The organism is Veillonella sp. 6_1_27 (assembly GCF_000163735.1).
Taxonomy (GTDB): domain Bacteria; phylum Bacillota; class Negativicutes; order Veillonellales; family Veillonellaceae; genus Veillonella; species Veillonella parvula_A.
Genome location: NZ_GG770215.1, coordinates 38,303 through 63,319 on the forward strand (window position 1 = coordinate 38,303; position 25,017 = coordinate 63,319).

The window sequence follows — 25,017 nt, forward strand, 5'->3', positions numbered from 1 at the left end:
TGATATAATAATTTAAGATATTAATACGCATTATTATTTTGTGTGGTTAATATGAGGTTGTTAGGTACAATAATTAGGAGGTGTCGTATGGCTATCAAAAAGTTGAAAGACATGAAGCCAGGTGAGTCTGGTCTTATTGTTGCACTACATGGCAGTGGCAATGTTAAGCATCGTCTAATCGACATGGGTCTCGTACATGGTACAAAAATCCATGTTATGAAGTTTGCCCCTTTGGGTGATCCGGTGGAGATCAAAGTAAAAAACTTTGAATTAGCACTTCGTACAAGCGAAGCTGGCATGATTGATGTAGATGTTCAATAGGAGGTTCACATGGCAGAAAATGGGCAAATTCGCATTGCCTTAGCAGGTAACCCAAACTGTGGTAAGACTACAATGTTTAACAATATCACAGGGGCGAAGCAACACGTTGGTAACTATGCCGGCGTTACAGTAGAAAAAAAGGAAGGCCATACGAAATTTGATGGCCATGAGTTATTGTTTATTGACTTACCAGGTACATATAGCTTAACTGCACGTTCCTTGGATGAGTTAGTAGCGCGTAATGTTATCGTAAATGATAACCCAGATGTAATTGTTAATGTTCTTGATGCATCTAACTTGGAACGTAACTTATATTTAGCTGCACAATTATTGGAACTTGAAAAGCCAATGGTTATTGCTCTAAACATGGCTGACGTTGCTGAAGAAATGGGCATCAAATACGACCTAAAAAAAATGGCAGAAATGACAGGGGCTACCATTGTTAGTACTGTAGGTCGTACAAATATTGGTACAAAAGACTTGTTAGAAGCAACAATTAGTGTAGCTGCTTCTCAAAAAGCTCCTGGTGTAACAATTAATTATGGTGATTTGTTAGAAGGCAAAATTAGTGAGCTTGTAGAAGAACTAAAACAAGCTGGCACTGTTACATATCCACTTCGTTGGATTGCTGTTAAGTTGTTAGAAAAAGATGCTGACGTTATTGGCAAAGTTATGCGCTTTGATAATACGGAAGCTGTTATTCAAAAGGCTGAAGCTATTCGTGAAGAAATTAAGGATCAAGTTGATCTTGATATTGTATTCCAAGAATATCGTCACCGCTTTGCTGTAGAAGTATACAATGCATGTTTAACACAAGCGCCAACTCAATTGGAAACACGCTCTGACCGTTATGACAAAATCTTAACGCATCGAATTTGGGGCTTACCAATCTTCATGGTTGTTATGTACTTATTGTTTGCGTTCGTTAACTTCGTTGGTGGTATTCCTCAAGGTTGGATCGAGGATGGTTTCGCTGCATTACAAGCTTATGCGGTTCAGACTATTCCAGAGGGCCAATTACAGTCACTCGTATCTGATGGTATTATTGCCGGCGTAGGTGCGGTACTTTCATTCTTACCATTAATTTTATTACTCTTCCTTGGCATTTCTTTCTTGGAAGATACAGGTTATATGGCTCGTGCAGCCTTCGTTATTGACCGTGTAATGCGCGCATGTGGCTTACATGGTAAATCCTTTATTCCTTTATTATTGGGTTTCGGTTGTTCCGTACCATCCGTAATGGGTGCCCGTATCCTCGACAACTACAAGGATCGAATGGTTACGATTTTGATTACACCATTCATGAGTTGTTCTGCACGTTTGCCAGTGTATATCTTATTTGCAAATGCGTTCTTCCCAAATGGTTGGGATAGTACTTTAGTTGTATTCTCTGTATACTTCTTGGGTATCATCTTCGGTATTATCTTTGCAAAAATTTTCCGTAAGTTCTTATTTGCTGGTGAAGCAGAACCATTTGTAATGGAATTACCTCCATATCATTTGCCTACATTGAAAGCTACATGGATGCACATGTATGAACGTGCTAAATTGTACATCATTAAAGCCGGTACTTTCATTATGGCTGCTTCCATCTTGATTTGGTTCATCACTGCATATCCAATGGATGTAGAATACTCCAAAGATTATGATGCAGTGAAAGAACAAGTTGCTCAAGAGTATGAAGTAAAAGATGCAGCTACATTATCTCAATTCGGTATTGCTACAGATGACCAAAAAGATGCAGTTGATAAAATTGTTGAAGATATGAAATCTACTGTACAAGATGCTACTGATGCTGCTAAGCAAGCAGGAGAAGATGAACCTGAAGTAGCAGTAGAGGATGATTCTGAAGCACCTGAATTATTCAATGATATTAAAGATGAAAATAAAGACTTGTTCCCAGCAGCATGGGCAATGTATAAAAACAGTGCTAACTTAGATGCTGAAAATGACAAACTTGATAAAGAACAAGCTGCTGAAAAAATTGAACAATCCTATGCAGCATCCTTTGGTAAAGCAATCAACCCAGTACTTGAACCATTGGGCTTCGACTGGAAAATGGGCTTATCTCTCGTAGCTGGTTTAGCGGCTAAAGAGGTAGTAATTTCTACATTGGGTACAGTATATGCAGTAGGTGGTGATGATAAAAATCCAGCTCCATTGACTGATTACTTACAAAATGATCCAAACTTCTCACCATTGATTGCATTAACAATGATGTTGTTCGTATTAATTTACCCACCTTGTTTGGCAACATTAGCTGTTATCAAACGTGAAACAGGTTCTTGGAAATGGGTTGCATTCATGTTCTGCTATGAAAATACATTTGCATGGATTGCATGTTTCATCTTCTATAACATTGGTCGCGCATTAGGTTTCTAATCTAGAGTCGCTAAATAGGAGAGTTTAGCCACCTTTAGATTCTTTAAACAAAAATGAATTTAAAAATTGCGATTTTGTTATAAGTAATTTAAAAATAATACTTGATAATTATCAATATTCGTGGTTAAATGATAATGAGAAAAGGGAAATATCCTTTAGATATTGCTTTTATCTTGTTTATCACTAATACACATATTATAATTTAGTAGATATTGAGAAAGAGGCATAATAATGGATAATCTTGTTATAGGACTCATAGTTGTATTAGCATTAGCTTATATCGGTAATAAATTTTACAAACAAATGTCTGGTAAAGGTGGCTGTGGCTGTGGTGGCGGTAGCTCCAAGTCTGGCTCTAAAAAATCTTCTGGTTGCGGTGGTAACTGCAGCTGTGATGGTTCCAATAAAGCACTAGGCATTAAACGTACTGCTAAGTAAGCTAATACGAATTCTGAATTTGAATGAGGGGTCTCTATAATGGCTCCTCTTTTCAAATATAGTAATTAAATTTTTTATCATATTTAGTAGAAAGGAATATTATCATGTTCAACATCGATCAAAAAAATCTTAAAAACGCTAACTTATTCGCAGCAGGTCTTGCATTGGGTACTGTAGGTCTTAAAGTGTTAACTTCTAAAGACGCTAAAAAAGTATATGCTGGTATCGTAGCAGCTGGTCTTCGCGCTAAAGAAACTGTATTAGAAACAGCTGAAAAAGTACAAGCATCCGCATCTGATGTATTGGCAGAAGCTCAAGAAATCAACGAAGCACGCAACGAAGAAATCTTTGAAGAAAACAAATAATTGAGGATTTAACTATGTTACAATTTTCTGTTGTACGAAAACTCAGAAATCGCTTACACGTTAAGGTGTCTGGGCATCGCTTTACAGAAGCAGAAGCTGCTTATGTAGAGGATACATTGCTCCTTAATGATGCAATTGTAGATGTAACCTTCTACACTCGTAGCAGTCAAATCGCCATTAAACATAATGGTGATTCTGATGCTGTGCGTGATGCAGTACTTGGTCTACGCGATTTAGATTTGTCCGAAGCACCAGCTTTGAACGAATACTCTCCACGCTTGGTAAATAAAAAATACCGTGAAATGATGATTAACCGCACAGCAGTTTACTTAGGTAAAAAAGCAGTGTTACCTGCACCAATTGCGGCTGCATGGGCATGGTTTGATGGGATTAAATTTATCGGTAAAGCGATTAAAACATTGTGGCAACGTAAGTTAACTGTAGAAGTACTTGATGGTGTAGCTATTGGTGCTGCATTACTTCAAAAAGATTATCCTACAGCTGGAGCCGTTATGTACCTATTGGGTATTGGTGATATCTTAGAAGAATGGACTCACCGTAAATCCGTATTGAATCTCGCTCAAAGCATGTCCTTGAACGTAGATAAAGTATGGGTATTGGTGGATGATATTGAAGTAAGCAAACCTGTTAATGAGGTTGTAGCTGGTGATCAAATTATCATTCGTCAAGGCGAAGTGATTCCATTGGATGGTGTCGTTATCGACGGGGTTGTTCTTGTTAATGAAAGCTCCATGACAGGGGAACCAGAAGCGGTTCGTCGCGATCAAGACAGTTCTGTATATGCAGGTACTGTTGTTGAAGACGGTAAAGCTATTGTAGAAGTACGTAGCACATCCAAAACATCTCGTTACGAAAAAATCGTTAACCTCATTGAAGAGTCTGAACAAATGAAATCCGGTATGGAACAACAAGCATACCGCATGGCTGATAAATTAGTTCCAATAAGCTTTATTGGTGCTGGTTTAACATACTTGTTGACTCGTAATGTGATGAAAGCATTGTCTTTCGTAATGGTTGACTTCTCTTGTGCTCTTAAATTATCCATTCCATTAGCAGTACTTTCCGCTATGCAAGAAGCATCTAAACGCGGTATCACTGTTAAAGGTGGTAAGTTCCTAGAACAAATTGCACAAGCAGATATGATTGTGTTCGATAAAACAGGCACTCTTACTAAAGCTGAACCTGAGTTTGAACAAATTATTCCATTTAACGGTCATGATGCAGATGAAATGTTGAAATTAGCTGCATGTATTGAGGAGCATTTCCCTCATTCCATGGCAAAAGCAATTGTACGTGCTGCTAAGGATCATGCATTACCTCATAAGGAAATGCACTCTGACGTAGAATACGTTGTGGCTCATGGTATTGCATCTAAGGTTGGTCGCTATCGTGTACGCATTGGTAGTGCTCATTATATCTTTGATGATGAAAAAACAAAGATTCCTGCTGATGAACAAGAAAAATTCAATAATTTACCAAATACATCTTCACATATTTACCTCGCTATTGGTGGTACATTAGCAGCGGTTATTTGCATTAAAGACCCTGTACGTGAAGAGGCAAAACAAGTTATAGCTGATTTGCATGCATTAGGCATTAAAAAGGTTGTCATGATGACTGGTGACTCTAAGCGTAATGCACAACGCGTAGCTGATGAACTTGGTATTGATGAAGTGCATGCAGAAGTATTGCCAGAAGATAAGGCAAGTTATGTAAAACAAGCCAAAGCTGAAGGCTATACTGTTATGATGGTAGGGGACGGTATCAATGACTCCCCAGCAATTTCTGAGGCTCATGTTGGTATCGCTATGAATGAAGGCGCTCCAATTGCTCAAAAGATTGCGAATGTTACTATTTCTTCCGATAATCTACAAGCTCTTGTAGATTTGCGCCGCATTTCTATTGCATTGATGAAACGTATCAAAGCAAATTACAATGGTATCGTTGGTTTCAATGGTGCTCTTGTTGGTGGCGGTGTACTTGGCTTTATGCCACCAAGTCAAACTGCTTGGTTGCATAATCTATTCACATTGGGGATCGGGCTTGAAAGCATGACACCATTGTTGAAAAAAGAAGAACCAAAGGAAACTGTTCCTACAATTGATGTAACAGCTGATTCTGTAGTAGCTTAATCAAAGGAACCTCCATATAGGTATTGATTTACCTATATGGAGGTTTTTCTTTTTTGATGACATTTATCTATGATTATTGTAAAATACAAGGAGATTACATATCGTAGGAGATTTATATGAACATTTTGATAGATATTTGCAGACGCTCCTTCTATTTGAATCTATTTATTGTGGTAATTCCCATTATTGCATATATGATTCATAATGGATCGAGTGCGACAGTAGCACTAGTATGGTATTTGTTGTTATCCTTGTGTATGCCTTGGGCCTATTTATCATTTAAAAGCAGTACCTTTGGTGAGGGTAAATCTATAAGTCGTATCGCTTATGTAGTGAGCTGGGTTGTCGTTCACGGTATCAGCTATAAAGGAATTTTCTTAGGTATTGATTTATCCATGTTGTGGGGATGGCCAACAGTAGGTCGTGATATAGCCTTTTTATTAGCTATGTATTTTAGTGTCACATTTAGCTTGATTATAGCTTATGGCTTAACTCGATTGGTGGGAGACCGTAATGAATAAAAGTTTTTGGTTATTTACGTTAATTTGTTCACTTTTTGTAAGTGCTATTACGACAGTACTTTCATTAAGTGGGGCACTATCAATACCCATTTTAGTGTTCCCCGTTTTGTCGCTAGTCATACCAATTATGGTGCGACGACTAAAGAATGCTAAGTTTAACGATGATTTACCGCTAAGCATGGGCTATCATGCTTATAGTTGGGCTTGGTGGACGGTATTTTCGTTTCTTCATACACCATTTAGCTTTAATGTAGATAATGGATTAGCAAAAGTACTACTTTTATTTGTAGTATATTTTATCGTTCAAGTTCTTATTGAGCTATGTGGCTTATTAGCTACAAAGTTTTTCAATCGTACTCATCGATGGGGTATGATTGATGAAGCATTAGATATAATTGTCTATACTATACCGATTCCATTCTTGTATATTGGCTCAATCCTATATATAGATTTACAGGATCCGATGGTATATTTTATGTATGCATCATCTATGAATGTAAATATATTATTTGCTGAACTTGTATTATTACTAGTTTCTTTATTGGTCTTTGTATTCTATTTGTATCCAAGAGATTTAGCATATAAGGGTGTACGTTTGTTGCGTATCATTATTACTGCAGGTATATGGCTTGCTATGAACGCTCATATTTTGTATGGTGGTTATATTCCAGAATTTATTTTATCTTTAGTTCCCACCGTTTTTCCAACGTACCAAGGTAATCCACTAGTGTTTGTAACTCCAGCTTTATTAGAAGCTGGTGTGACAGGTGTAGCAGTGATTATAGGTGCATTGGTAGAGCGTGGTATTATTTCACGATGCCGTGAACGTATTTAATTTCTAGTTTCGACTTATATCCGTAAGGAATGAGAGCGAAGGAGGATCTATGAACAACATTGAACGTCCATTGGATGATAACTCAACTGTATCAATCCACGACAATGAAAAACTGAAGCAAGTTGAACGTAAAGAAGCCAAAAAAGAGAAGAAAAGTGGCATTACGATTCGAGAATTGACGATTATTGGTTTACTAGCCGGTATCACTATTGCATTAGGCCTTTCTGGATATGGTATTATTCCATTAGGTCCGCTAAATGTAACAACTTTACACGTACCAACTCTAATTGGTGCTATTGTAGAAGGACCAAAAGTGGGAGCCTTTGTAGGCTTTATCTTTGGTTGCTATAGTTTGTGGCAAAATATTACAGCTCCTAATATTTTATCCCCACTATTTATTAATCCAATTATTTCCGTATTACCACGTATACTTTTCCCAGTATTAGCATATTTGGTATATCTATTATTGTGGAAAGCACCGCAAGGTCCACGTATTATTGTTTCTGCTTTTATGGGGACCGTATTCCATACAATCATGGTTATGGGATTAATCTTCTTACTCTATGCAGATATGTTTGCTCTTAAAATGAATCTTAGTCCAGATCAAGTATTAGGCTCTGTCGTATTCTTGTCTGTTACACATGGTATTCCAGAAGCCGTTTTTGCTGCTGTAATTGTAACACCTGTAGCAATGGCATTACGTAAAGTCTTGCGCAAAGATGCTCCTAAGAAAACTAAAGGTGAAGCTATAACAGAAGTAAAAGTTGCAGATCCTCAATTAACAGAAACTGAAGCGGTAGAAACTAAATAAGTTGAAGTTGTAGACGAAAATATAACGAAATAGTATTTTACAGGCTTTTTATAAATATGATAAAATAAATATCATTCGATAAGTATTGAGGAGGATAATCATGGCTAAACGTATTCGTACTATCAACACTGAATCCTTACAAAAAACTGCTAAAACTGGCGGTTGTGGGGAATGTCAAACATCTTGCCAATCCGCTTGTAAAACAAGCTGCACAGTTGGTAACCAAGTTTGCAAACAAAAATAATGAAGAGGCTCGCTTAGCGGGCCTTTTTTATTTATGTTTTAAAGACATACATTGTATGGTATATCTTTATGACTCTTTTTATAACGTTTAGTGTGGAAATGTGGTACAATTATCTAGAAAGTTCTATATACTAGGGCTTTTACCATACAAATTAATTGGAGGTACCATGTTAGAATTAAAACCAATGATCCATAAGTTTCGGATGAAGGATAACTATTACTGCTTAGACGTGAATAGCGGTATTATCCATGTTATCGACGAACTCATCGATAGAGTTCTTGACATATATGATGGCACTAATCGCGATGCTGTACATGCTGCGTTAGATGCTAAAGAAGATGCAGTAGAACTAGATGAGATTATGGACGAGTTAGATGAGCTCATCAAAGCGGAGCAATTATTTGCGCCGATGAGTAAAGAGTTTAAACTTGTAGTAGGTGAGAAACCTATTGTTAAGGCATTATGCTTAAATATTGCTCATGATTGTAACTTAGCATGCAAATATTGCTTTGCTAGTCAAGGTGATTACGGCGGTGTTAAACGAGAATTAATGAGCTTTGATGTAGCAAAACGGGCTGTGGATTTTCTTATTAAAATGAGTGGATCTCGTCAACATTGTGAGATTGATTTCTTTGGTGGCGAGCCATTATTGAACTGGGATGTAGTTAAACAAACGGTTGAATACATTGAATCTATTCAAGAAAAGCACAACAAAATCTTCAAACTTACATTGACCACGAATGGTATGCTTTTAACACAAGATAAAATTGATTATGTGAATGAGCATAAGATGAGTCTTGTATTATCTTTGGATGGTCGTGAATCCGTTCATAATGCGATGCGACCTGTAGCGGGTAGTGGTGCTGAATCCTATAAATATATTGCAAAGAATCTTGTCAATGCTGTAAAACAGCGTCACGGTCTTGAATACTATGTACGTGGTACGTATACACATAAAAACTTAGACTTTACTAAAGACGTTATGGCAATGTCTGATCTTGGCTTTGAGCATTTGTCCATGGAGCCTGTTGTCGGTGAAGAAGGGGACTATGTACTTCGTGAAGAAGATTGGCCAGCTTTAGAGAAAGAATATGAAAAACTAGCAGATATTTATTTACAACGCCAGTTAGAAGGCTGGGGTGAGAAGTTTAACTTCTTCCACTTCCGCATGGATTTATATCGTGGGCCATGTATGGCGAAACGCCTTCGCGGTTGTGGGGCAGGTCATGAATATATGGCGATTGTACCAAATGGTGATATTTATCCATGCCATCAATTTGTAGGCAAAGATGGATACGTGCTTGGTAATGTGTATGATGGTTTACAAAATACAGAGATTCCTAAAGATTTCCGCAATACACATGTATTCTCTAAGCCAATTTGTGCTGAATGTTGGGCGAAATTCTTCTGTTCCGGTGGCTGTCATGCTAACAACATTACATTAGGTGGCGATCTAGAGACACCTTATGAATTTGGTTGTCGTTTACAGAAGAAACGTATTGAATGTGCTATCATGATTCAAGCCGAATTAGAACAAGCTGGTATTGATGGCAGTATTCCTGTTGCATTAGGTTAATTACATTTGATTCTCCGAGTATAGTAGGAGTTTATATGAAACAAAATAGTAATCAAACTACAGAACGCTGGGGAATTCGCTATACCGGTATAGTTCAAGGGGTCGGATTCCGACCCCTTGTTTCTATGTTGGCCCATTCTCTAGGATTAACAGGTTTTGTATATAATGATAGTCAAGGCGTGTATGTTGAAGTTCAAGGTTTTTTAGGTGAATTGCAGTTATTTTTAGATGCTGTTCAAGAGGAGCAACCTCGTTTATGTCGTATTACTAGTCAAACTGTACAGCATCTTACACTTAATATGCATGAAAGTGATTTTGTTGTGCAGGCATCCCCTTTAGGTGAATCCGTGAGTACCTTTATTAGTGCTGATACTGCGCCTTGTAATGATTGCCTTAAAGAGTTACAACAAGATAAACGTAGAAAGGAATATCCTTTCATCAATTGTACAAATTGCGGACCAAGGTATACGATAATCAAATCTTTGCCTTATGATCGGGAACGGACGACGATGAATGAGTTCCCCATGTGTAAAGATTGTAAGGCTGAATATGAAGATATAGAGGGGCGTCGTTATAGAGCTGAACCAAATGCATGCTCTTATTGTGGACCTCGTTATACTTTATACAAGCCAAATCGCATGGCTGTAGATATGGTAAATGTATGGAATACTACGCGGGAATTGATCAATGAAGGTAATATTATCGCCATAAAAGGTGTAGGAGGGTATCATCTTGTTTGCGATGCTAGAAATGATGCTGCTGTACAACGATTACGTAAGCGGAAGAATAGACCGCATAAACCATTAGCAATAATGGTGGGATCTCTAGATATGGCGATTGAGTTAGTACATATTAACGATGTAGAACTAGATGTATTAACGGGGATGGAACGTCCTATTGTGTTATTAGAAAGAAATCATAATAGTTCTGTTCGGTTAAGTCCTCACGTTGCACCTGACAATCATATGTTGGGTGTGATGTTGCCTTATTCACCGATGCATGAGGTGTTATTGCCCTCTGATGCAGCTTGGGTTATGACCAGTGGTAACAGAAGTGGTGATTCCGTATTATATAACGACGACCAAGCGTTTAATGAACTAGGTGAGGTAGCAGACTATTTCCTCGTTCATAATCGTGAAATCTATGCTCCTCTTGATGATTCTGTGGTGGTGGTCATCAATAATAAACCTCGATTTATTCGTCGCAGTCGTGGCTATGTACCTGAGCCAATTCATTGTGACGGTTTAGAACAAACTTCGATATTAGCTATGGGCAGTGATTTGAAAAATGCGTTTGCTGTGAATAAAGGTAGTGAAGTTCTTGTAGGACCCCATATTGGAGATTTAGAGAATGCATCTACTCATAAAACCTTAGAATGGACCATTGAACGATATAAAAATTTATTTTCTATACAACCAGAAAAGATTATTATAGATAGTCATCCCCAGTTTTTCTCTTCTCGGTTAGGTGAAAGAATAGGTGAAAGTTTCCATCTTTCTGTAATACCTGTTCAGCATCATCATGCTCATATAGCGTCTGTTATGGCAGAACACAATTTAAGGGGGCTGGTACTAGGAATTGCTATGGATGGTACTGGCTATGGACCAGATGGGACTATATGGGGGGGAGAATTTCTCCTTTGTAAAGGCAATCAATATCAGAGATTGGCACATATTCATGCGGCTCCATTGCCTGGTGGAGAAAAGGCTGTTTCTGAACCCTGGCGACAAGCCTTATGGTATATTCGTAATTATTATGGCGATGATATCCCTTTTGTATATCAAGAATGGATGAAAGAACTTCCAAAGGGATGGGAAATTTTAGATAAAGCATTACAATCTACGATGCCCATGATTCAAGCTACAAGCTGTGGGCGATTATTTGATACTGTAGGTGCTTTATTAGGTCTTGGTATGGTGCATAGTTATGATGCACAAATTGCCATTTCCTTAGAAACTCTATGTGGTGATGAAAAAGGATCACTACTTGCTTACAATTATGACGGACATATTCTTGATTTTACACCTACAGTTCAATCTATTATGGATGGCGTTGTTCGTGGTGAATGTCGAGCTCATTTAGCCGCTTCATTTCATAAAACAATGGCAATAGCACTATGCGAAACGGCTGCAGACTTGATGGAGCGATATAATATTAGTGATGTGGCTATGTCTGGTGGTGTATTTCAAAATCGTAAACTATTAGAATTTATATATAAGACGTGGCATATAGGTAATTTATATATGAATGAAGCGGTTCCCTCTAATGATGGTGGACTTGCTTTAGGACAACTGTGGTTAGGAAATCAATTATAAATTGTCATATAGCTCTTATTCTTAGATAAATTTATTTAGTAATGTCCTGAATATTGTTTAATCTATGTGAGTGCCATAGCTAGTTTAAGTTCTAGTTGTTTGTGCACACTATCACTAAATAATGAGTGTAACTGTGATACAATAATATTAATTTTATTCATATATTTCGGAGCTGTTTTATTGAAGTAAATGTATATAAAACTTGTTATAAATGATATAGATAAGGAGATAATATGTGCTTAGCTGTACCAGCGCAATTGATTGCTGTGAATGATGCTATTGGTACCGTTGAATTGACAGGTGCTACCCGTGACTGCAGCTTGCTCCTCGTACCAGATGCAAAGGTCGGGGACTGGTTGTTAGTTCATGCAGGTTTTGCTGTACAAATTGTTGATGAAGAAGAGGCTCAAAAAACATTAGAGGCCTTTAAGGAGTTAGAAGAACTTGAAGAAGCTTACTTTGCAGGAAAAGCAGCACACAGCTGATGCTTTGTTAAGGCGCATCAATGCGCTTCATAAGCCCGGTGAAACTGTGCGGCTTATGGAGGTTTGTGGTACGCATACAGTATCGATTTTCCGAGAAGGTCTTCGTCAATTATTGCCAAGTGGCATAGAACTTGTTAGTGGACCAGGATGTCCAGTATGTGTAACTGATCAAACCTATATGGATAAGGCTTTAGCCTATGCAGAACGTGAGGATGTTATTATTGCTACCTTTGGGGATATGTTAAAGGTTCCAGGTAGCTATAGTAGTCTCAATGAAGCTCAAACAAAAGGAGCTCATATCCATGTTATTTATACGCCTTTAGAGGTAATAGAACTTAGCAAAAAATATTCAGAAAAGAAAATAGTATTCTTAGCTATTGGCTTTGAAACGACTATTGCGATTATATGTGCTACTGTGAAAGCCGTTCACGCAGCAGGACTTAAGAATGTATTCTTTTTAGTATCTCATAAATTAGTGCCTCCAGCATTGCGTGCACTATTAGATAAACAAGAAGGTCATATCGATGGATTTATTTTACCTGGCCATGTGAGTGTTATTATTGGTGAAGAACCATACCGATTTTTGCCCAAAGAATACGGTATTCCATCTTGTATCGCTGGCTTTGATGGCTTAGAAATATTGTCTGCCATAGCTAATATTTTAGAGCAACGTGAGTCTGGTAATATTGTGGTGGGCAATACGTATCATTCTGTAGTTATGCAGAAGGGAAACTCTGTAGCCCAAGCTATGATCGAGGAAGTATATGAAGTATGCGATGATGTATGGCGTGGTATTGGTGTGATTCCTAACTCTGGTTTAGCATTAAAGGGTGAGTATGCAGCTTATGATGTAGAGCTTGTCCTTCCTATTAACTTGGATAAACCATCTCTTGATCCTAAAGGCTGTCAATGTGGACGTGTTTTGCAAGGCCTTATTAAACCGAGTGAATGTCCGTTATTTGGTAAAAGCTGTACCGCAGATCATCCGGTGGGTGCCTGTATGGTATCTGTAGAGGGTAGCTGTGCTGCATGGTATAAATATGGTTATTCTAGTGGTGGATCGACGTGGGAGGATTAATATGGAACGAGTTCGCTTAGTCCATGGTAATGGTGGACGATTTAGTCATGAGTTGACGGACCGTTTTATTTTGAAATATTTTACAAATGATTTATTGGCGCCCCTACACGATGGTGCCCAGTTTCCTGTTACAGCCGGGCGCATGGCCTTCTCTACAGATTCTTATGTGGTGCAACCTGCGTTCTTTCCTGGTGGTAATATTGGCAAGTTGGCTGTTTGTGGAACTGTGAATGATTTAGCCATGAATGGCGCGATACCTCAATATTTAAGTTGTGGTCTTATTTTAGAAGAAGGTTTGGCCTTTGAAGAGCTAGATGAAATTCTTCGCACTATGTCAGAAATGGCAAAAGCCGCAAATGTTCAAATTGTTACAGGTGATACAAAGGTCGTTAAAAAGGGCGAAGTAGATAAAATCTACATTAATACTGCTGGTATTGGCATGATTCCAGATGGAATAGATATTGGTCCACATCGTGTGAAAGCAGGGCTAGATATCATTTTGTCAGGTGCTATTGGAGATCACTCCATTGCCGTTATGGGGCAACGGTTTGGGTTAGATTTATCTGACTCCTTAACAACTGACTGTGCACCACTAAATAAGATGGTTCAAGCAGTATTAGATAAAGTAGGAACTCAAGTTGCTTTGTTGAGAGATCCCACTCGTGGTGGCCTAGGTACCGTTTTAAAAGAGATCGCTGATCAGAGTCAAGTAGGCATTAAGGTTGAAGAAACGGCTATACCAATTCATGAAGAGGTACAGTCAGTATGTAATATATTAGGGTATGACCCTTTATATTTAGCGAATGAAGGGAAAGTGGTTCTTATTGTAGAGCCATCTATTACGAACGAAGTCCTTAAGATTCTTCATAGCTTTGAAGAGGGCAGTGAAGCTGTTTTAATTGGTAAGACTATAGATAAAAATATTGGTAAGGTTGGTCTACAAACGGCTATTGGAGGTGTTCGTTTGATTGATTTATTAGGCGAAGATCAGGTTCCACGAATTTGTTAAATTTATAATTAATAAAAGTAATTAAACTATATCATTTTGTTAATCTTTTTATTTCAATTTTTGAGCTTTCTAGATGTAGCTCGTATTAGATATTGACACGATTTATCGTTGATGATAGCATTAAATTAAGTTGCGTAAAATTCATTAAGAATTCATCGAAAATCTATATTATGTTAGTATCTTTATGTGTAAGTTCTTATACTTTCACTAGAATCTATGTATAGAATTTGTTAAAATATAAGTATCTATAGGAGGCTTATTATGAAAAAGAAGATTATTACAGCTGTTCTAGGGATTTGTTTAACTACAACTGCATTTGGTGGCATCTTGACAACTCAAGCTGGTGGACTTAGCAGCATTCTTGGTGGTGCAGCTAAAATTGGTGGTATCGGCATTGTTGTTAACAAATTTGGTCCACAAATTGACTCTTTCCTAAATAAATTATTGAAACAAAATAACTTGAGTACTGAATATACAACTAAAGTAGTTCCTATTATCAGTATTGGTACAAAAGGTTATATCGGTGCTGCTCAAGTTACTGGGCCTGCTTCTAGCATTGAAGAAGTTAAAGCTGTTGCTCAAGTAGAAGGTAGCTTTAATGGTATGGTTCGTGTAAAAGGCTTAGTTCCTGTTGATAGCACAAACCCAGTTGGTGCATCTCGTGTTCAAGGCGTAGGTGTATCTGCGATTATTGATTTGAAAATTTAATGGCCACTGAGCATATAAATTGATAGACTCAGGGAATAAGCACGGTCTTAGGCCCGTGCTTATTCTGTTGTATAACAGTTATACATTAGATACATTGTGGAGGAATTTATGAAGAAACAAGTACTTACACTTTTAATGGCATCCCTAATTTCAGGCACTGCATTTGCCGCTCCTGGTACAGTAACTGAAAAAACAAATGTTTTAGAAACTACTGTATATGGAACTGTACAAGATGGTGCTGTTGTGGACCGCATTAATCAACTTGATGAAACCGTGTATGGTACTGGTTTCAATGGTAATTCCGCAACATTGAGCAAACGTGTTGACTCCCTCTACAATTCTGTAGAAGGCAGTGGTACTAATATTTCTTTGCGCGAAGAAATGGATGCATTGGAATATACATATCAAAATAGCATTAACGCAGGATCTCTTGTAGACCGTGTAGAAAAGATGGAACGTAGCGTTAATGGTCGCATTGGTAGTGGTTCCTTACAAAAACGTATTATTTCTTTGAAGACAAAGGTATATGGTAGCAATGTGTCTCTTACTAACCAAGTAGGCACATTGTCTGGTAACCAAGTGTTCAAAGTGACTTTAAATGAAGCGGTTTCTTCTAAAACTAGTCGTGAAGGTGATACTGTATCCTTTACTGTTGCAGAAAATGTAATGGATGGCAATGTCTTATTAGTACCTGCGGGCACTGTAGGTTCCGGAACAATTACTTCTTTGAAAAAGGCTCGTTCCTTTGGTCGTAATGGTGCGTTAGATATTACATTTGATACAATCCCAGCTATTGATGGTACAGAATTTACTGCTGTACAAGGTAAAGAGGCTAAGGATAAAACTCGTAGTGAAGTTAAAGCAGCAGGTGCATCTGTGGCGGGCGCAGTTCTACTCGGTCCTGTTGGGCTTGTAGGGGGCGCTTTCATCAAAGGTAAAAATATTGAGTACCCAGCTGGTGCTACTGTATATGTACAACCTCAAGATTCCGTAACAATTCAAGGTCTTGTTATTGGTGGTGATGGTTTAGCTCATAGTGATGATGAATTAGCTGATGCTGTAACTGTACCTAATACAACAGGTGAATCTGAAGAATATGTAGAAAATAATGATACTGATGAAAATGCAGCTGTAGCTGAAGATGCTACAGCAGTTGAGGAGCCAGAAGAACCTGTAGAAAATGTTTCTCAACCTATCGTTGTTGTAAAGCGTAATCAATAATTAACAAATTCTTAAAGTAATAGGAGTTCTAGTAACCATGAGGAAACGTAAAGTACAATGGCTGGCAGCGGCATGTGTTGTTTGTTTAGCACAACCTGTATGGGCCGCTACTGAGTCAACTATTGTATATCAAGATACATTGGATAGCGTAGGTCAATCCTATGCAGGAGAAATTTCTAAAGCATCTACACCTGAATATAGTAATATCCGTGTTGTACGTCGTGGTGAAAAAGCGAAATCTGCTACTCCTGCTGAACAGTTGCCTACACGTATCGATGCTAACAAAATGTCTTATACTGGCTCTACAGGTGATGTATATGCTCAAGGCGATGTTGTGGTGTCTCAAGGTAATCAAACTTTGATGGCTCCACGTATTGAAGGTAATACTAAAACTACAGAGTATCGTACTGTTGGGGGCTATCGCTATTTGGAAGATGGCGGTAAAACAAAAGATATTACAGGTCAAAATATGACGTATCGCACTAGCGATCGTCACTTTGAGGCGGACCAAGCCATGGGATGGAGCGATCCCTATTATGTAAAAGGCAATAACGCTACTTTTGATGGACAAATAGGCCATATGGAAAAGGGCATGGTAACTACAAAACATGCAATGGCTTTTGTTCATACTCCAGATTATCGTGTGGAGGGTCAAGATATTCAGGTATATCCTGGTGATAAAGTCGTTATTAAAAAACCATCCTTTTATATTAAAAACTTTAAAGTATTATCCTTGCCATCTTATACGACTTCATTGCGTCATGACAAAGAAGGCAAATTTAGTATTTTTTCCTTAATACCAAAACCTACGTATAGTAACGATGATGGTATTGGCTTACATGGTAGTACAGAATATCCTATCGGTAAAAACGGTGAAGCTTATATTGACTATCGTTGGTATTCTAAATCTGGTTTTAAACCTCAGGTGGGATATCGTCATTATTTACCTTGGGGGACTGCTTCTGTTGGGTATAGCAAGGAGTCTAATGAATATAATGATGAAACAGTATGGGTAGAAAAAATAGGTGAAGCTCGTTTGGATACTCATACATATCATGTAGGGAATTCTCCAATTACTGTACGTGGTGGTATTAATGCTGGTTATTGGAAAGAGGGTTCTGTAAAAGGTTCTCATAAAGAATATTATGCAGAAGTTTCTCATGATCCTATTAAGCTTGGCAAAAATGCTGATTTGCGCTTCTTAGGTGGTTACCAACGTGACTACTATGGCTATGATGGTAGTATCCGTAGCATGCCTTATTGGGGGGCTAGATTCCAATCTAAAGTTGGTAATCGTGCTAATGTATGGGTTAGCTATAATCAACGAAATATTACCTACAATAATTCACCTTATCGTTTTGATACGACAGAGCTTCCAAAAGAGCTTATTTATGGTGGTACCTATAAATTGACTCGCCTTGATGATATTTCTGTAAGTGTTAAGAATAACATGATGAGTGGGGATATTGATTCGGTCTATTATACATGGCATCGTGATTTACACTCCTTCGATATGTACTTAACATATAAAGATGGACATAAAAATAAAAATGATCAATGGAAAATTAAATTTGTAGGTAAAGACTTTTAGTTAGGAGAATACTATGCAACGCATTAGAAAAGCTGTAATTCCAGCAGCTGGTTTTGGTACACGTTTCTTACCAGCTACCAAGGCACAACCAAAAGAAATGCTTCCTATTGTCGATACACCTGCTATCCAATACATTGTAAAAGAAGCTTTAGATTCTGGGATTGAAGAAATTCTAATTATTACAGGTCGTAATAAACGTGCTATTGAGGACCATTTTGATAGTAGTGTTGAATTAGAATTGTTATTACAAAGTCAAGGTAAAAATAAACCATTGGCTATGATTAAGGATTTGGCGGACATTAAAGTTCACTTTATTCGTCAAAAAGCACCTCGTGGACTTGGTGATGCTGTATTGTGTGCAAAAGCATTTATTGGTGATGAGCCATTTGCAGTATTACTTGGTGATGATATTGTTTACAATCCAGAAAATCCATGCTTAAAACAGTTGATTGATTGCTATAATGAGCATCCTGGTATTATTTTAGGCGCTCAATTTGTACCGGAAGATAAAGTTAGTTCTTATGGTATTGTATCTGGTGAAGCATTGGCTGATAATTTATATCGCGTTGATAACTTGGTGGAAAAACCTAAGAAAGAGGATGCTCCATCTCGACTCGCTGTATTAGGTCGTTATATTTTAACACCAGATATTTTCAATATCTTAGAAGCTACTAAGCCTGGTGTAGGTAATGAAGTCCAATTAACTGATGCATTGGCAGCCTCTAAAACGGATACGTATGCATTAGCATATGAAGGTATTCGCTACGATACAGGGGATAAATTGGGCTATTTAAAAGCCACTGTTGAGTATGCATTGCGCAACGAAGAATTGGGTGAAAGCTTTAAAGCTTACCTAAAGGAATTAGATCTAAAATAGATAATCTATGAGACTTCCATGTGAGGGGCCTATGATATATGTCATAGGCTCTTTTTATTTATAGTTTCAAACTCATTTGATATTTATTTGTTAACATATGAACAATGCATTTTGTTGACGAATGAAATAATGTTGATTATAATCAAGATATTGAATAAATAAAAGGACTGTGATTATATGAGAACATTATTTAAAGCATTATGTAATAATGATTTGAACCTGCCAGGACATAGCGTTATTAAACATATGCATTATGATTCCTCAGGTAGTGATAGAACCGTATGTGAAATTGTATCGAAAGTAGCTAAAACCACCACAATTGGTATTATGGATACGACTGGCTTCTTAATGGTCGATTTACGACCAGTGCCAAAACAATTTAACATTCGTTCTACTATAAACCAACAGGGAACAGATGGTGCTATATCTTTCTCTAAGGAAGAGGTCATACGATTTGTAAATGATATTAATGATACGAATCCAATCCATCGTGAGAATCCTTATGTTGTTCCTGGCTGCATGATTTTAGAAACGATGTGGGATTTTTGGAATATTAGTAAATCTGCTCTGCAAATGGCGATTTATTTTCATGCACCAGTTATTGCAGATGACAAGGTAACTTTGGTGGAATATCCTGAAGATGCTCATGTAGAAGGTTACATTGGTGATACATTGGCATTTTCGGCTACGTTTTTCGGTGAAAATGAAGATTCATCATCTTTGAAACAAAGATGTATTAGTTAGAGGTAATTATGGAAACAAGACGTTTAACAAAAATGGCTTTATTAACAGCCTTATTATGTATTTCAGCATATATTTCTTTCCCATTGCCATTTAGTCCCGCTATGGTAACGGCTTTGACTTTGGTAGCCACATTAATCGGCCTATTGTTACAGCCTAAGGATGCACTTATCGTATTTATCATTTATATTTTGCTTGGTGCAGTTGGGTTACCAGTATTTGTTGGCGGTACGGCTGGTCTTGGCAAATTGTTGGGACCAACAGGTGGCTTTATTTTTTCTTGGCCAGTTGCATATACATTACTAAGTATATTTAAAGGTTCTAAAAAAAGCTTTTTCTCTTATGCCTGGCGATCTCTTGTGATTACCATTCCTGTAGTGTACCTCTTTGGTGTAGCAGGTTTTATGATTGTTACAAAAACAGAACTTTGGGCGGCCTTGCCTGTAGTCATGTTCCCATTTATTCCTGGAGATATCGTAAAATGTCTGGTTGCTTCTTGGTTAGCAACTAAAGTTAAAATTTAGAATACAATTAAAGTGGCATTCTGCGGGATGCCTCTTTTTTGCTTTTAATAGAAGGAGTATATATGTCAGTATATATTCATGGTGGGCTTAGAAGTCCTATCGGCGTTTTAAATGGACAATATAAACATATGAGACCCGAGATTTTGGGCTCTCAAGTAATTGATGAAATAATTAATCGTCATAGTATTTTGCAGGTGGACGGATTATTTTGTGGCAATGCAGTTGGTACCGGTGGTAATATAGGGCGTCTTATGGGGCTTATGTGTAATTTACCAAATTCTGTGCCTGCTATTACCGTTGATATGCAATGTGCCTCAGCTTTGATGAGTATTGAGATCGCCTATGCACATATTTTGTCTGGTATTATGAATTCCGCTATTGCAGGCGGTATTGAAAGTTCGTCGTTACAGCCAGAACGGGTGTATGCATCAGGGGATGACCGAAAAGGAACCTATAAGGTAGCTCAATTTACGCCTCAAGATCAATCGCCTTTAGCCATGCTCGAAGGGGCTGAGCGGACTATCCATAAACACAATGTAACAAAGGAAGATTTATATCCACATATTATTGGCAGTCATCAAAGAGCATCAGCTGCTTTAGATAACCTATATTTACAGTCATATATTATGCCTATTACTATAGATGGTAAAAGATGTATAGATGAATGTATTCGACCTACGATGAACGAGAAACTCTTGTCTAGGATGAAGCCTTTGTTGGGAGCTGACTCTGTTACAAATGCAGGCAATGCGTGTTTAACTCATGATGGAGCGGCCTTTGTATATTTATCTAATAAAAAAGGGCCTTTTAAAATTCATAGCGTTAAACCTTGGGCAGGAAATCCTCAGTTTAGTCCGGAGGGCGCTCTTGAAAGTACAGAAGCCATTTTAAAACGTACAGGTTTAACTATGGATGATATTGATGTGGTGGAATGGAATGAAGCCTTTGCCATCATTGATGTTCTTTTTAACAAGGCGTACCCTAATCACATTAAAAAATATAACATGCTTGGAGGTGCCTTAGCTTATGGACATCCCTATGGATGTTCTGGTGCCATATTAGTGCTTCACTGTATGGCTGCGTTAGAATCTTGTGGTGGTCGCTATGGTTTATGTGCTATTGCTGGTGCAGGGGGCACAGGTACGGCTTTAATTATGGAACGCATGTAATATGACAATTATTGAACGCTTACAACAGCATAAAGATTTAGAGCCCCATAAAATGGCTTTAATCGTAGATGACATACAATATACATATGGTGAACTATATGATGCTATTCTATCGGTCGGTATTAATAATACAAGTCGCATTGTAAATCTTACTCAGTCTAAAAAGACATTAAATACTAAGATTCTTTTAATTCAGGAACTGTCGTTTGTTGAACAACTTACACAATGGCTTGGGGCATTATATAAAGATAATATTCCTATGGTATGTCACAATGAGATGGATAAGGCTTATGTAGATGAGCTAGCTCGTATTATAGCCTATGAAGGGGTACCGCCATTAGCTGATTTTGGGGTACTTACATCGGGGACTACGGGACGACCAAAACCTTTGTGGAGACGAGAGAAGTCTTGGCGTGATTTTTTTGATATTCAAAATAATATTTTTCATATAAACAAAGATGTTAAAATCTTTTTACAGGGAAGTTTTAGTTTCACAGGTGTTAGCAATATGGTCATTGCCGCTTTATGGGCTGGAGGGACCGTGGTTACAACGAGTTCCTTGCGTCCTAGTAGATGGATGCAGCTTATAGAGGAATACAATGTAGACCATATATATGCATTACCAACGAAACTACGATTATTGGTACGACACTGTAAAAGTAATTTATCATCTATTAAATATATAATTGCAGGATCTCAAGTTCTAGATCGACAATTAATGGAACAGTTACAACATATATGTCCTGATATGGAGTTTATCTTGTACTATGGCGCATCAGAGCTTAACTATATAACGTATTGTACAGGTAAGGAATGGCTAGAGCGAGAAGGTACGGTGGGGAGACCATTCCCAACCATACAGATAGCAGAGACTGATAATGTTATTTATGTGACCACAAAATATCATATTGAAGGGATTCCTAATACATATACTGTAAATGATTGTGGATATATCGATAGCGATGGTTATCTAATGTTTAATGGGAGAGCAGGCGACGTAATCAATAAAGGGGGATATAAAATTTCTATTCCAGAGATGGAATTGTATTTACAATCCTTACAAGGGGTTTCCGAGGTTGCTATAATTGATATTACTGATGAGATACGAGGGGAAGACTACGTAGTTTATATAGTGCTAGATGGTGAGGCTAGATTGAGTGAAGTTATAGAACTTATTCATAATAAAAGACCTCCTGTAGAGTGGCCAAAAGCTATAATAGAAATTCCTATGTTACCCCTTACGGAATGCTCAAAAGTTGATAAACGAAAGTTAAAAGAGTGGTATAATAAAGGGTAAACATTTTTTGTACTACAAGGAGGCATCATGCAGATTAATAAGGCGGCGCTAGAGATTTTCGACTTTACATCCTCGTTAGCTGTATATTCTGAACATGAATTAAAGGTTGGGGATCAAGCTATACAAGATTATATAGCAAATCATGTAGTTAAGGCTTTTAAAGATCCAGGGGCTAGAACCGGAACCTTACATGATGCGAGTCCTGTAGGTAAACAATTAGTAGACTATAAAAATGGAGCGCTTAAGTTTATTGATTTATGTAAGAATTTAGGTGAAAGCTTGTTTACATACATGAAACAAGCTACTGATTTTGTTGTTATTGATACAATTATCTGTGAAGCCGTTACGGATATGCCTTATGTTTGTATTCTTTTGTGTCAAGCTCATGATGCTTTTACCCATCAATTATTCAGTGAAGATGATGGTACATTGGCTACAGAACTTGTTTCTCATAAGGCAGTACTACCTATGCCATCACAAAAATTACGGGCCTTTGCATCTATTAATCTCTCTAATTTTAGTGTTCGTATTTTTGAACCTAAAGGTGAATTTGATGGTGAGGTATCCTATATCCTAGCAGATAAGGTCTTGCAATTAGGGACTAATCAATCCTCGCGAGATACGGTGAGAAAGGTAAAAGCTATCGTAGATAAGGTGGCTCAAGCGCACGAGTCTGATGGCGTTATTGAACTGACAACCGTAAAATCTATGATTGCTAAAAATGCTGAAGTATCAGATACCGTTGATGCTGTTCGTATTGTAGAAGAGGTATTTAAAGCGAATCCTATTCAACAAGAGGCGGCAAAGAAGGAATTGGCTGATGCGGATATGTTGCGTCCTTTGCCAGTAAATCGTGAGTTCGCCACAAAAATTGGTGAACATCATAAGATTAAAACAGATACAGGTATTGAGATTTCATTTCCTGTGGAATATATGAAGAATCGTGAGTTTATTGAGATAAAAACTAATGATGATGGTACTTTGCGTATTGAATTAAAAAATATTAATAAAATCGTAAATAAATAGTAATGAAAAATTATATTTGTCTATAGAAATATATTATGTAATGATTAAATTTATTTGCTATGCTAGTATATGGAGGTTATGATGAGTAAAGAGAAACATAAAAAAACAAACGCATTACGTATTTTAGATACTCATAAGATACCTTATAGTATTAGCGAATATGAGTGGTCTGAAGAGCGTGCTGCTGGCCTTCATGTAGTAGAAGCATTAAAACTCGATGAGAAACAAGTCTTTAAAACATTAGTTGGCAAAGGTGACAAAACTGGATATGTAGTATTCTGTATTCCTGTGGCTGAAGAGTTAGATATGAAACAGGCAGCACGTGTTAGTCATAATAAGTCTGTAGAGCTTGTTCATGTTAAGGATTTGTTAAGTATTACAGGTTATTTGCGCGGTGGATGTTCTCCAGTAGGCATGAAAAAAGCATTCCCTACCTATTTTGATGCTACTATGGAACCCCAAAAGTTTGTATATGTAAGCGCAGGTTTACGCGGGATGCAAATGAAGGTAGATCCAAAGGATTTGGCATCTGTCGTAAATGCTGAATTTGTTGAACTGACAATGGACCATTAAGGGGGACGTATGGCAAAAAAGTTTTATGCTGTTCGTCAGGGCCGTGTACCAGGAGTTTATACTACATGGTCTGACTGTGAGAAACAAGTAAAGGGCTATGGTGGTGCTATCTACAAATCATTTTCCACAGAAGTAGAAGCACGTGCTTTTGTAGAGAATTCAGGTTTGTCTTTAAGTGATTTTATGAGCGCTAAAAAGAGTGAACTTAAATTGCCACAAGAAGTGAAGTTTAAATCTATAAATTCTAGGCCTATAGGTTCTAGTTCTAGTATTCAAAGTAAAGTATCAGCAAGTGTTGTGAAACCAGATTTTACTATTCCAAACTATATGGTTGCGTATATCGATGGTAGTTATAATAAAGAGACTAATACTGTTGGTGCAGGTGGGGTTATCTTTTTGAATGGCAAGAGGAAAACTTTTTCTTTTCCCTCTACTGATGAACGATATACATCGTTTTGGAATGTAGCTGGCGAGTTGTTGGCTGCTATGCATGTTATGAAATATGCTGTTGATAATGGAATTTCTGAATGCTCACTTTACTATGATTATATGGGCATAGAAATGTGGGCTACTAAGAGATGGAAACGTAATAATGAGCTAACCAAAGAGTATTCAGCATTTTATGATTCTATAAAAAATCATGTGCGAGTATACTTTCACAAGGTGGCTGCTCATACAGGCGATACATATAATGAAATGGCTGATGCACTAGCAAAACAAGGTGCAGGTATTTAAAGATATTAGAAGGGAGGGCGCT

Annotated in this window: 25 protein-coding genes; all 25 read left to right on the forward strand. The window is 37.5% G+C overall.

Annotated elements, in window-relative coordinates; all coding sequences use genetic code 11:
• The first annotated feature begins 87 nt into the window (after positions 1-87).
• The 25 genes from HMPREF0874_RS00165 (at position 88) to HMPREF0874_RS00280 (ending at position 24,995) form a co-directional block, all read left to right on the forward strand.
• The gene (locus HMPREF0874_RS00165) at positions 88-321 is read left to right on the forward strand and encodes a FeoA family protein (protein WP_021147945.1); all 234 of its coding nucleotides are present in this window, start codon (positions 88-90) and stop codon (positions 319-321) included.
• A 9-nt stretch (positions 322-330) separates the two neighbouring features.
• A complete protein-coding gene (gene feoB, locus HMPREF0874_RS00170) occupies positions 331-2,703 on the forward strand; it encodes a ferrous iron transport protein B (RefSeq protein WP_008600563.1) in 2,373 nt (790 codons plus the stop codon).
• A 231-nt stretch (positions 2,704-2,934) separates the two neighbouring features.
• A complete protein-coding gene (locus HMPREF0874_RS00175; RefSeq protein ID WP_004697259.1) occupies positions 2,935-3,141 on the forward strand; it encodes a FeoB-associated Cys-rich membrane protein in 207 nt (68 codons plus the stop codon).
• 104 nt (positions 3,142-3,245) lie between these two features.
• Positions 3,246-3,506, forward strand: a complete 261-nt coding sequence (locus HMPREF0874_RS00180; RefSeq protein ID WP_004697111.1) for a DUF6110 family protein — start codon at positions 3,246-3,248, stop codon at positions 3,504-3,506.
• Between the two features lie 14 nt (positions 3,507-3,520).
• Complete coding sequence (locus HMPREF0874_RS00185) at positions 3,521-5,659, forward strand: heavy metal translocating P-type ATPase (RefSeq protein WP_008600575.1); 2,139 nt, start codon at positions 3,521-3,523, stop codon at positions 5,657-5,659.
• 116 nt (positions 5,660-5,775) lie between these two features.
• On the forward strand, positions 5,776-6,180 hold the full coding sequence (locus HMPREF0874_RS00190; protein WP_008600576.1) for a hypothetical protein: 405 nt from the start codon (positions 5,776-5,778) through the stop codon (positions 6,178-6,180).
• A complete protein-coding gene (locus HMPREF0874_RS00195; protein ID WP_008600577.1) occupies positions 6,173-7,015 on the forward strand; it encodes a hypothetical protein in 843 nt (280 codons plus the stop codon). Before HMPREF0874_RS00190 ends, HMPREF0874_RS00195 begins: the two co-directional genes overlap by 8 nt.
• A gap of 49 nt (positions 7,016-7,064) precedes the next feature.
• On the forward strand, positions 7,065-7,826 hold the full coding sequence (locus HMPREF0874_RS00200) for an ECF transporter S component (RefSeq protein ID WP_039964875.1): 762 nt from the start codon (positions 7,065-7,067) through the stop codon (positions 7,824-7,826).
• A gap of 100 nt (positions 7,827-7,926) precedes the next feature.
• On the forward strand, positions 7,927-8,070 hold the full coding sequence (scfA, locus tag HMPREF0874_RS09885) for a six-cysteine ranthipeptide SCIFF (protein WP_004693318.1): 144 nt from the start codon (positions 7,927-7,929) through the stop codon (positions 8,068-8,070).
• 166 nt (positions 8,071-8,236) lie between these two features.
• Positions 8,237-9,646 carry a thioether cross-link-forming SCIFF peptide maturase gene (gene scfB / locus HMPREF0874_RS00205; RefSeq protein ID WP_039964878.1) on the forward strand — a complete coding sequence of 470 codons (1,410 nt, stop codon included), beginning with the start codon at positions 8,237-8,239 and terminating at the stop codon, positions 9,644-9,646.
• Positions 9,647-9,681: 35 nt separating this feature from the next.
• Positions 9,682-11,961 (forward strand): carbamoyltransferase HypF, encoded by a 2,280-nt coding sequence (gene hypF / locus HMPREF0874_RS00210; protein WP_008600598.1) that lies wholly within the window; start codon positions 9,682-9,684, stop codon positions 11,959-11,961.
• Positions 11,962-12,194: 233 nt separating this feature from the next.
• Positions 12,195-12,446 carry a HypC/HybG/HupF family hydrogenase formation chaperone gene (locus tag HMPREF0874_RS00215; protein ID WP_004693324.1) on the forward strand — a complete coding sequence of 84 codons (252 nt, stop codon included), beginning with the start codon at positions 12,195-12,197 and terminating at the stop codon, positions 12,444-12,446.
• Complete coding sequence (hypD, locus tag HMPREF0874_RS00220; RefSeq protein WP_008600600.1) at positions 12,406-13,524, forward strand: hydrogenase formation protein HypD; 1,119 nt, start codon at positions 12,406-12,408, stop codon at positions 13,522-13,524. Before HMPREF0874_RS00215 ends, hypD begins: the two co-directional genes overlap by 41 nt.
• 1 nt (position 13,525) lies before the next feature.
• A complete protein-coding gene (gene hypE / locus HMPREF0874_RS00225) occupies positions 13,526-14,533 on the forward strand; it encodes a hydrogenase expression/formation protein HypE (protein WP_008600602.1) in 1,008 nt (335 codons plus the stop codon).
• A gap of 261 nt (positions 14,534-14,794) precedes the next feature.
• Positions 14,795-15,241, forward strand: a complete 447-nt coding sequence (locus tag HMPREF0874_RS00230) for a hypothetical protein (RefSeq protein WP_004693328.1) — start codon at positions 14,795-14,797, stop codon at positions 15,239-15,241.
• A 108-nt stretch (positions 15,242-15,349) separates the two neighbouring features.
• Entirely contained in the window at positions 15,350-16,462 is a 1,113-nt protein-coding gene (locus tag HMPREF0874_RS00235; protein ID WP_004693331.1) for a hypothetical protein, read from the forward strand.
• 37 nt (positions 16,463-16,499) lie between these two features.
• Positions 16,500-18,053 (forward strand): organic solvent tolerance protein OstA, encoded by a 1,554-nt coding sequence (locus tag HMPREF0874_RS00240; protein ID WP_008600604.1) that lies wholly within the window; start codon positions 16,500-16,502, stop codon positions 18,051-18,053.
• Positions 18,054-18,066: 13 nt separating this feature from the next.
• Positions 18,067-18,930 (forward strand): UTP--glucose-1-phosphate uridylyltransferase GalU, encoded by an 864-nt coding sequence (gene galU / locus HMPREF0874_RS00245; protein ID WP_004693334.1) that lies wholly within the window; start codon positions 18,067-18,069, stop codon positions 18,928-18,930.
• 177 nt (positions 18,931-19,107) lie between these two features.
• The gene (locus HMPREF0874_RS00250; protein WP_008600605.1) at positions 19,108-19,674 is read left to right on the forward strand and encodes a hypothetical protein; all 567 of its coding nucleotides are present in this window, start codon (positions 19,108-19,110) and stop codon (positions 19,672-19,674) included.
• A gap of 8 nt (positions 19,675-19,682) precedes the next feature.
• Positions 19,683-20,195, forward strand: coding sequence for a biotin transporter BioY (locus HMPREF0874_RS00255; protein ID WP_004693338.1), 513 nt, complete (start codon positions 19,683-19,685; stop codon positions 20,193-20,195).
• Between the two features lie 62 nt (positions 20,196-20,257).
• A complete protein-coding gene (locus HMPREF0874_RS00260) occupies positions 20,258-21,364 on the forward strand; it encodes a thiolase family protein (protein WP_008600606.1) in 1,107 nt (368 codons plus the stop codon).
• Position 21,365: 1 nt separating this feature from the next.
• Complete coding sequence (locus HMPREF0874_RS00265) at positions 21,366-22,661, forward strand: AMP-binding protein (protein ID WP_008600607.1); 1,296 nt, start codon at positions 21,366-21,368, stop codon at positions 22,659-22,661.
• A 27-nt stretch (positions 22,662-22,688) separates the two neighbouring features.
• Positions 22,689-23,687: a nucleoid-associated protein gene (locus tag HMPREF0874_RS00270; protein ID WP_008600608.1), complete on the forward strand. Its 999-nt coding sequence runs from the start codon at positions 22,689-22,691 to the stop codon at positions 23,685-23,687.
• 81 nt (positions 23,688-23,768) lie between these two features.
• The gene (gene ybaK, locus HMPREF0874_RS00275) at positions 23,769-24,260 is read left to right on the forward strand and encodes a Cys-tRNA(Pro) deacylase (RefSeq protein WP_008600609.1); all 492 of its coding nucleotides are present in this window, start codon (positions 23,769-23,771) and stop codon (positions 24,258-24,260) included.
• 9 nt (positions 24,261-24,269) lie between these two features.
• Complete coding sequence (locus tag HMPREF0874_RS00280) at positions 24,270-24,995, forward strand: viroplasmin family protein (RefSeq protein ID WP_008600610.1); 726 nt, start codon at positions 24,270-24,272, stop codon at positions 24,993-24,995.
• Positions 24,996-25,017 lie beyond the last annotated feature (22 nt).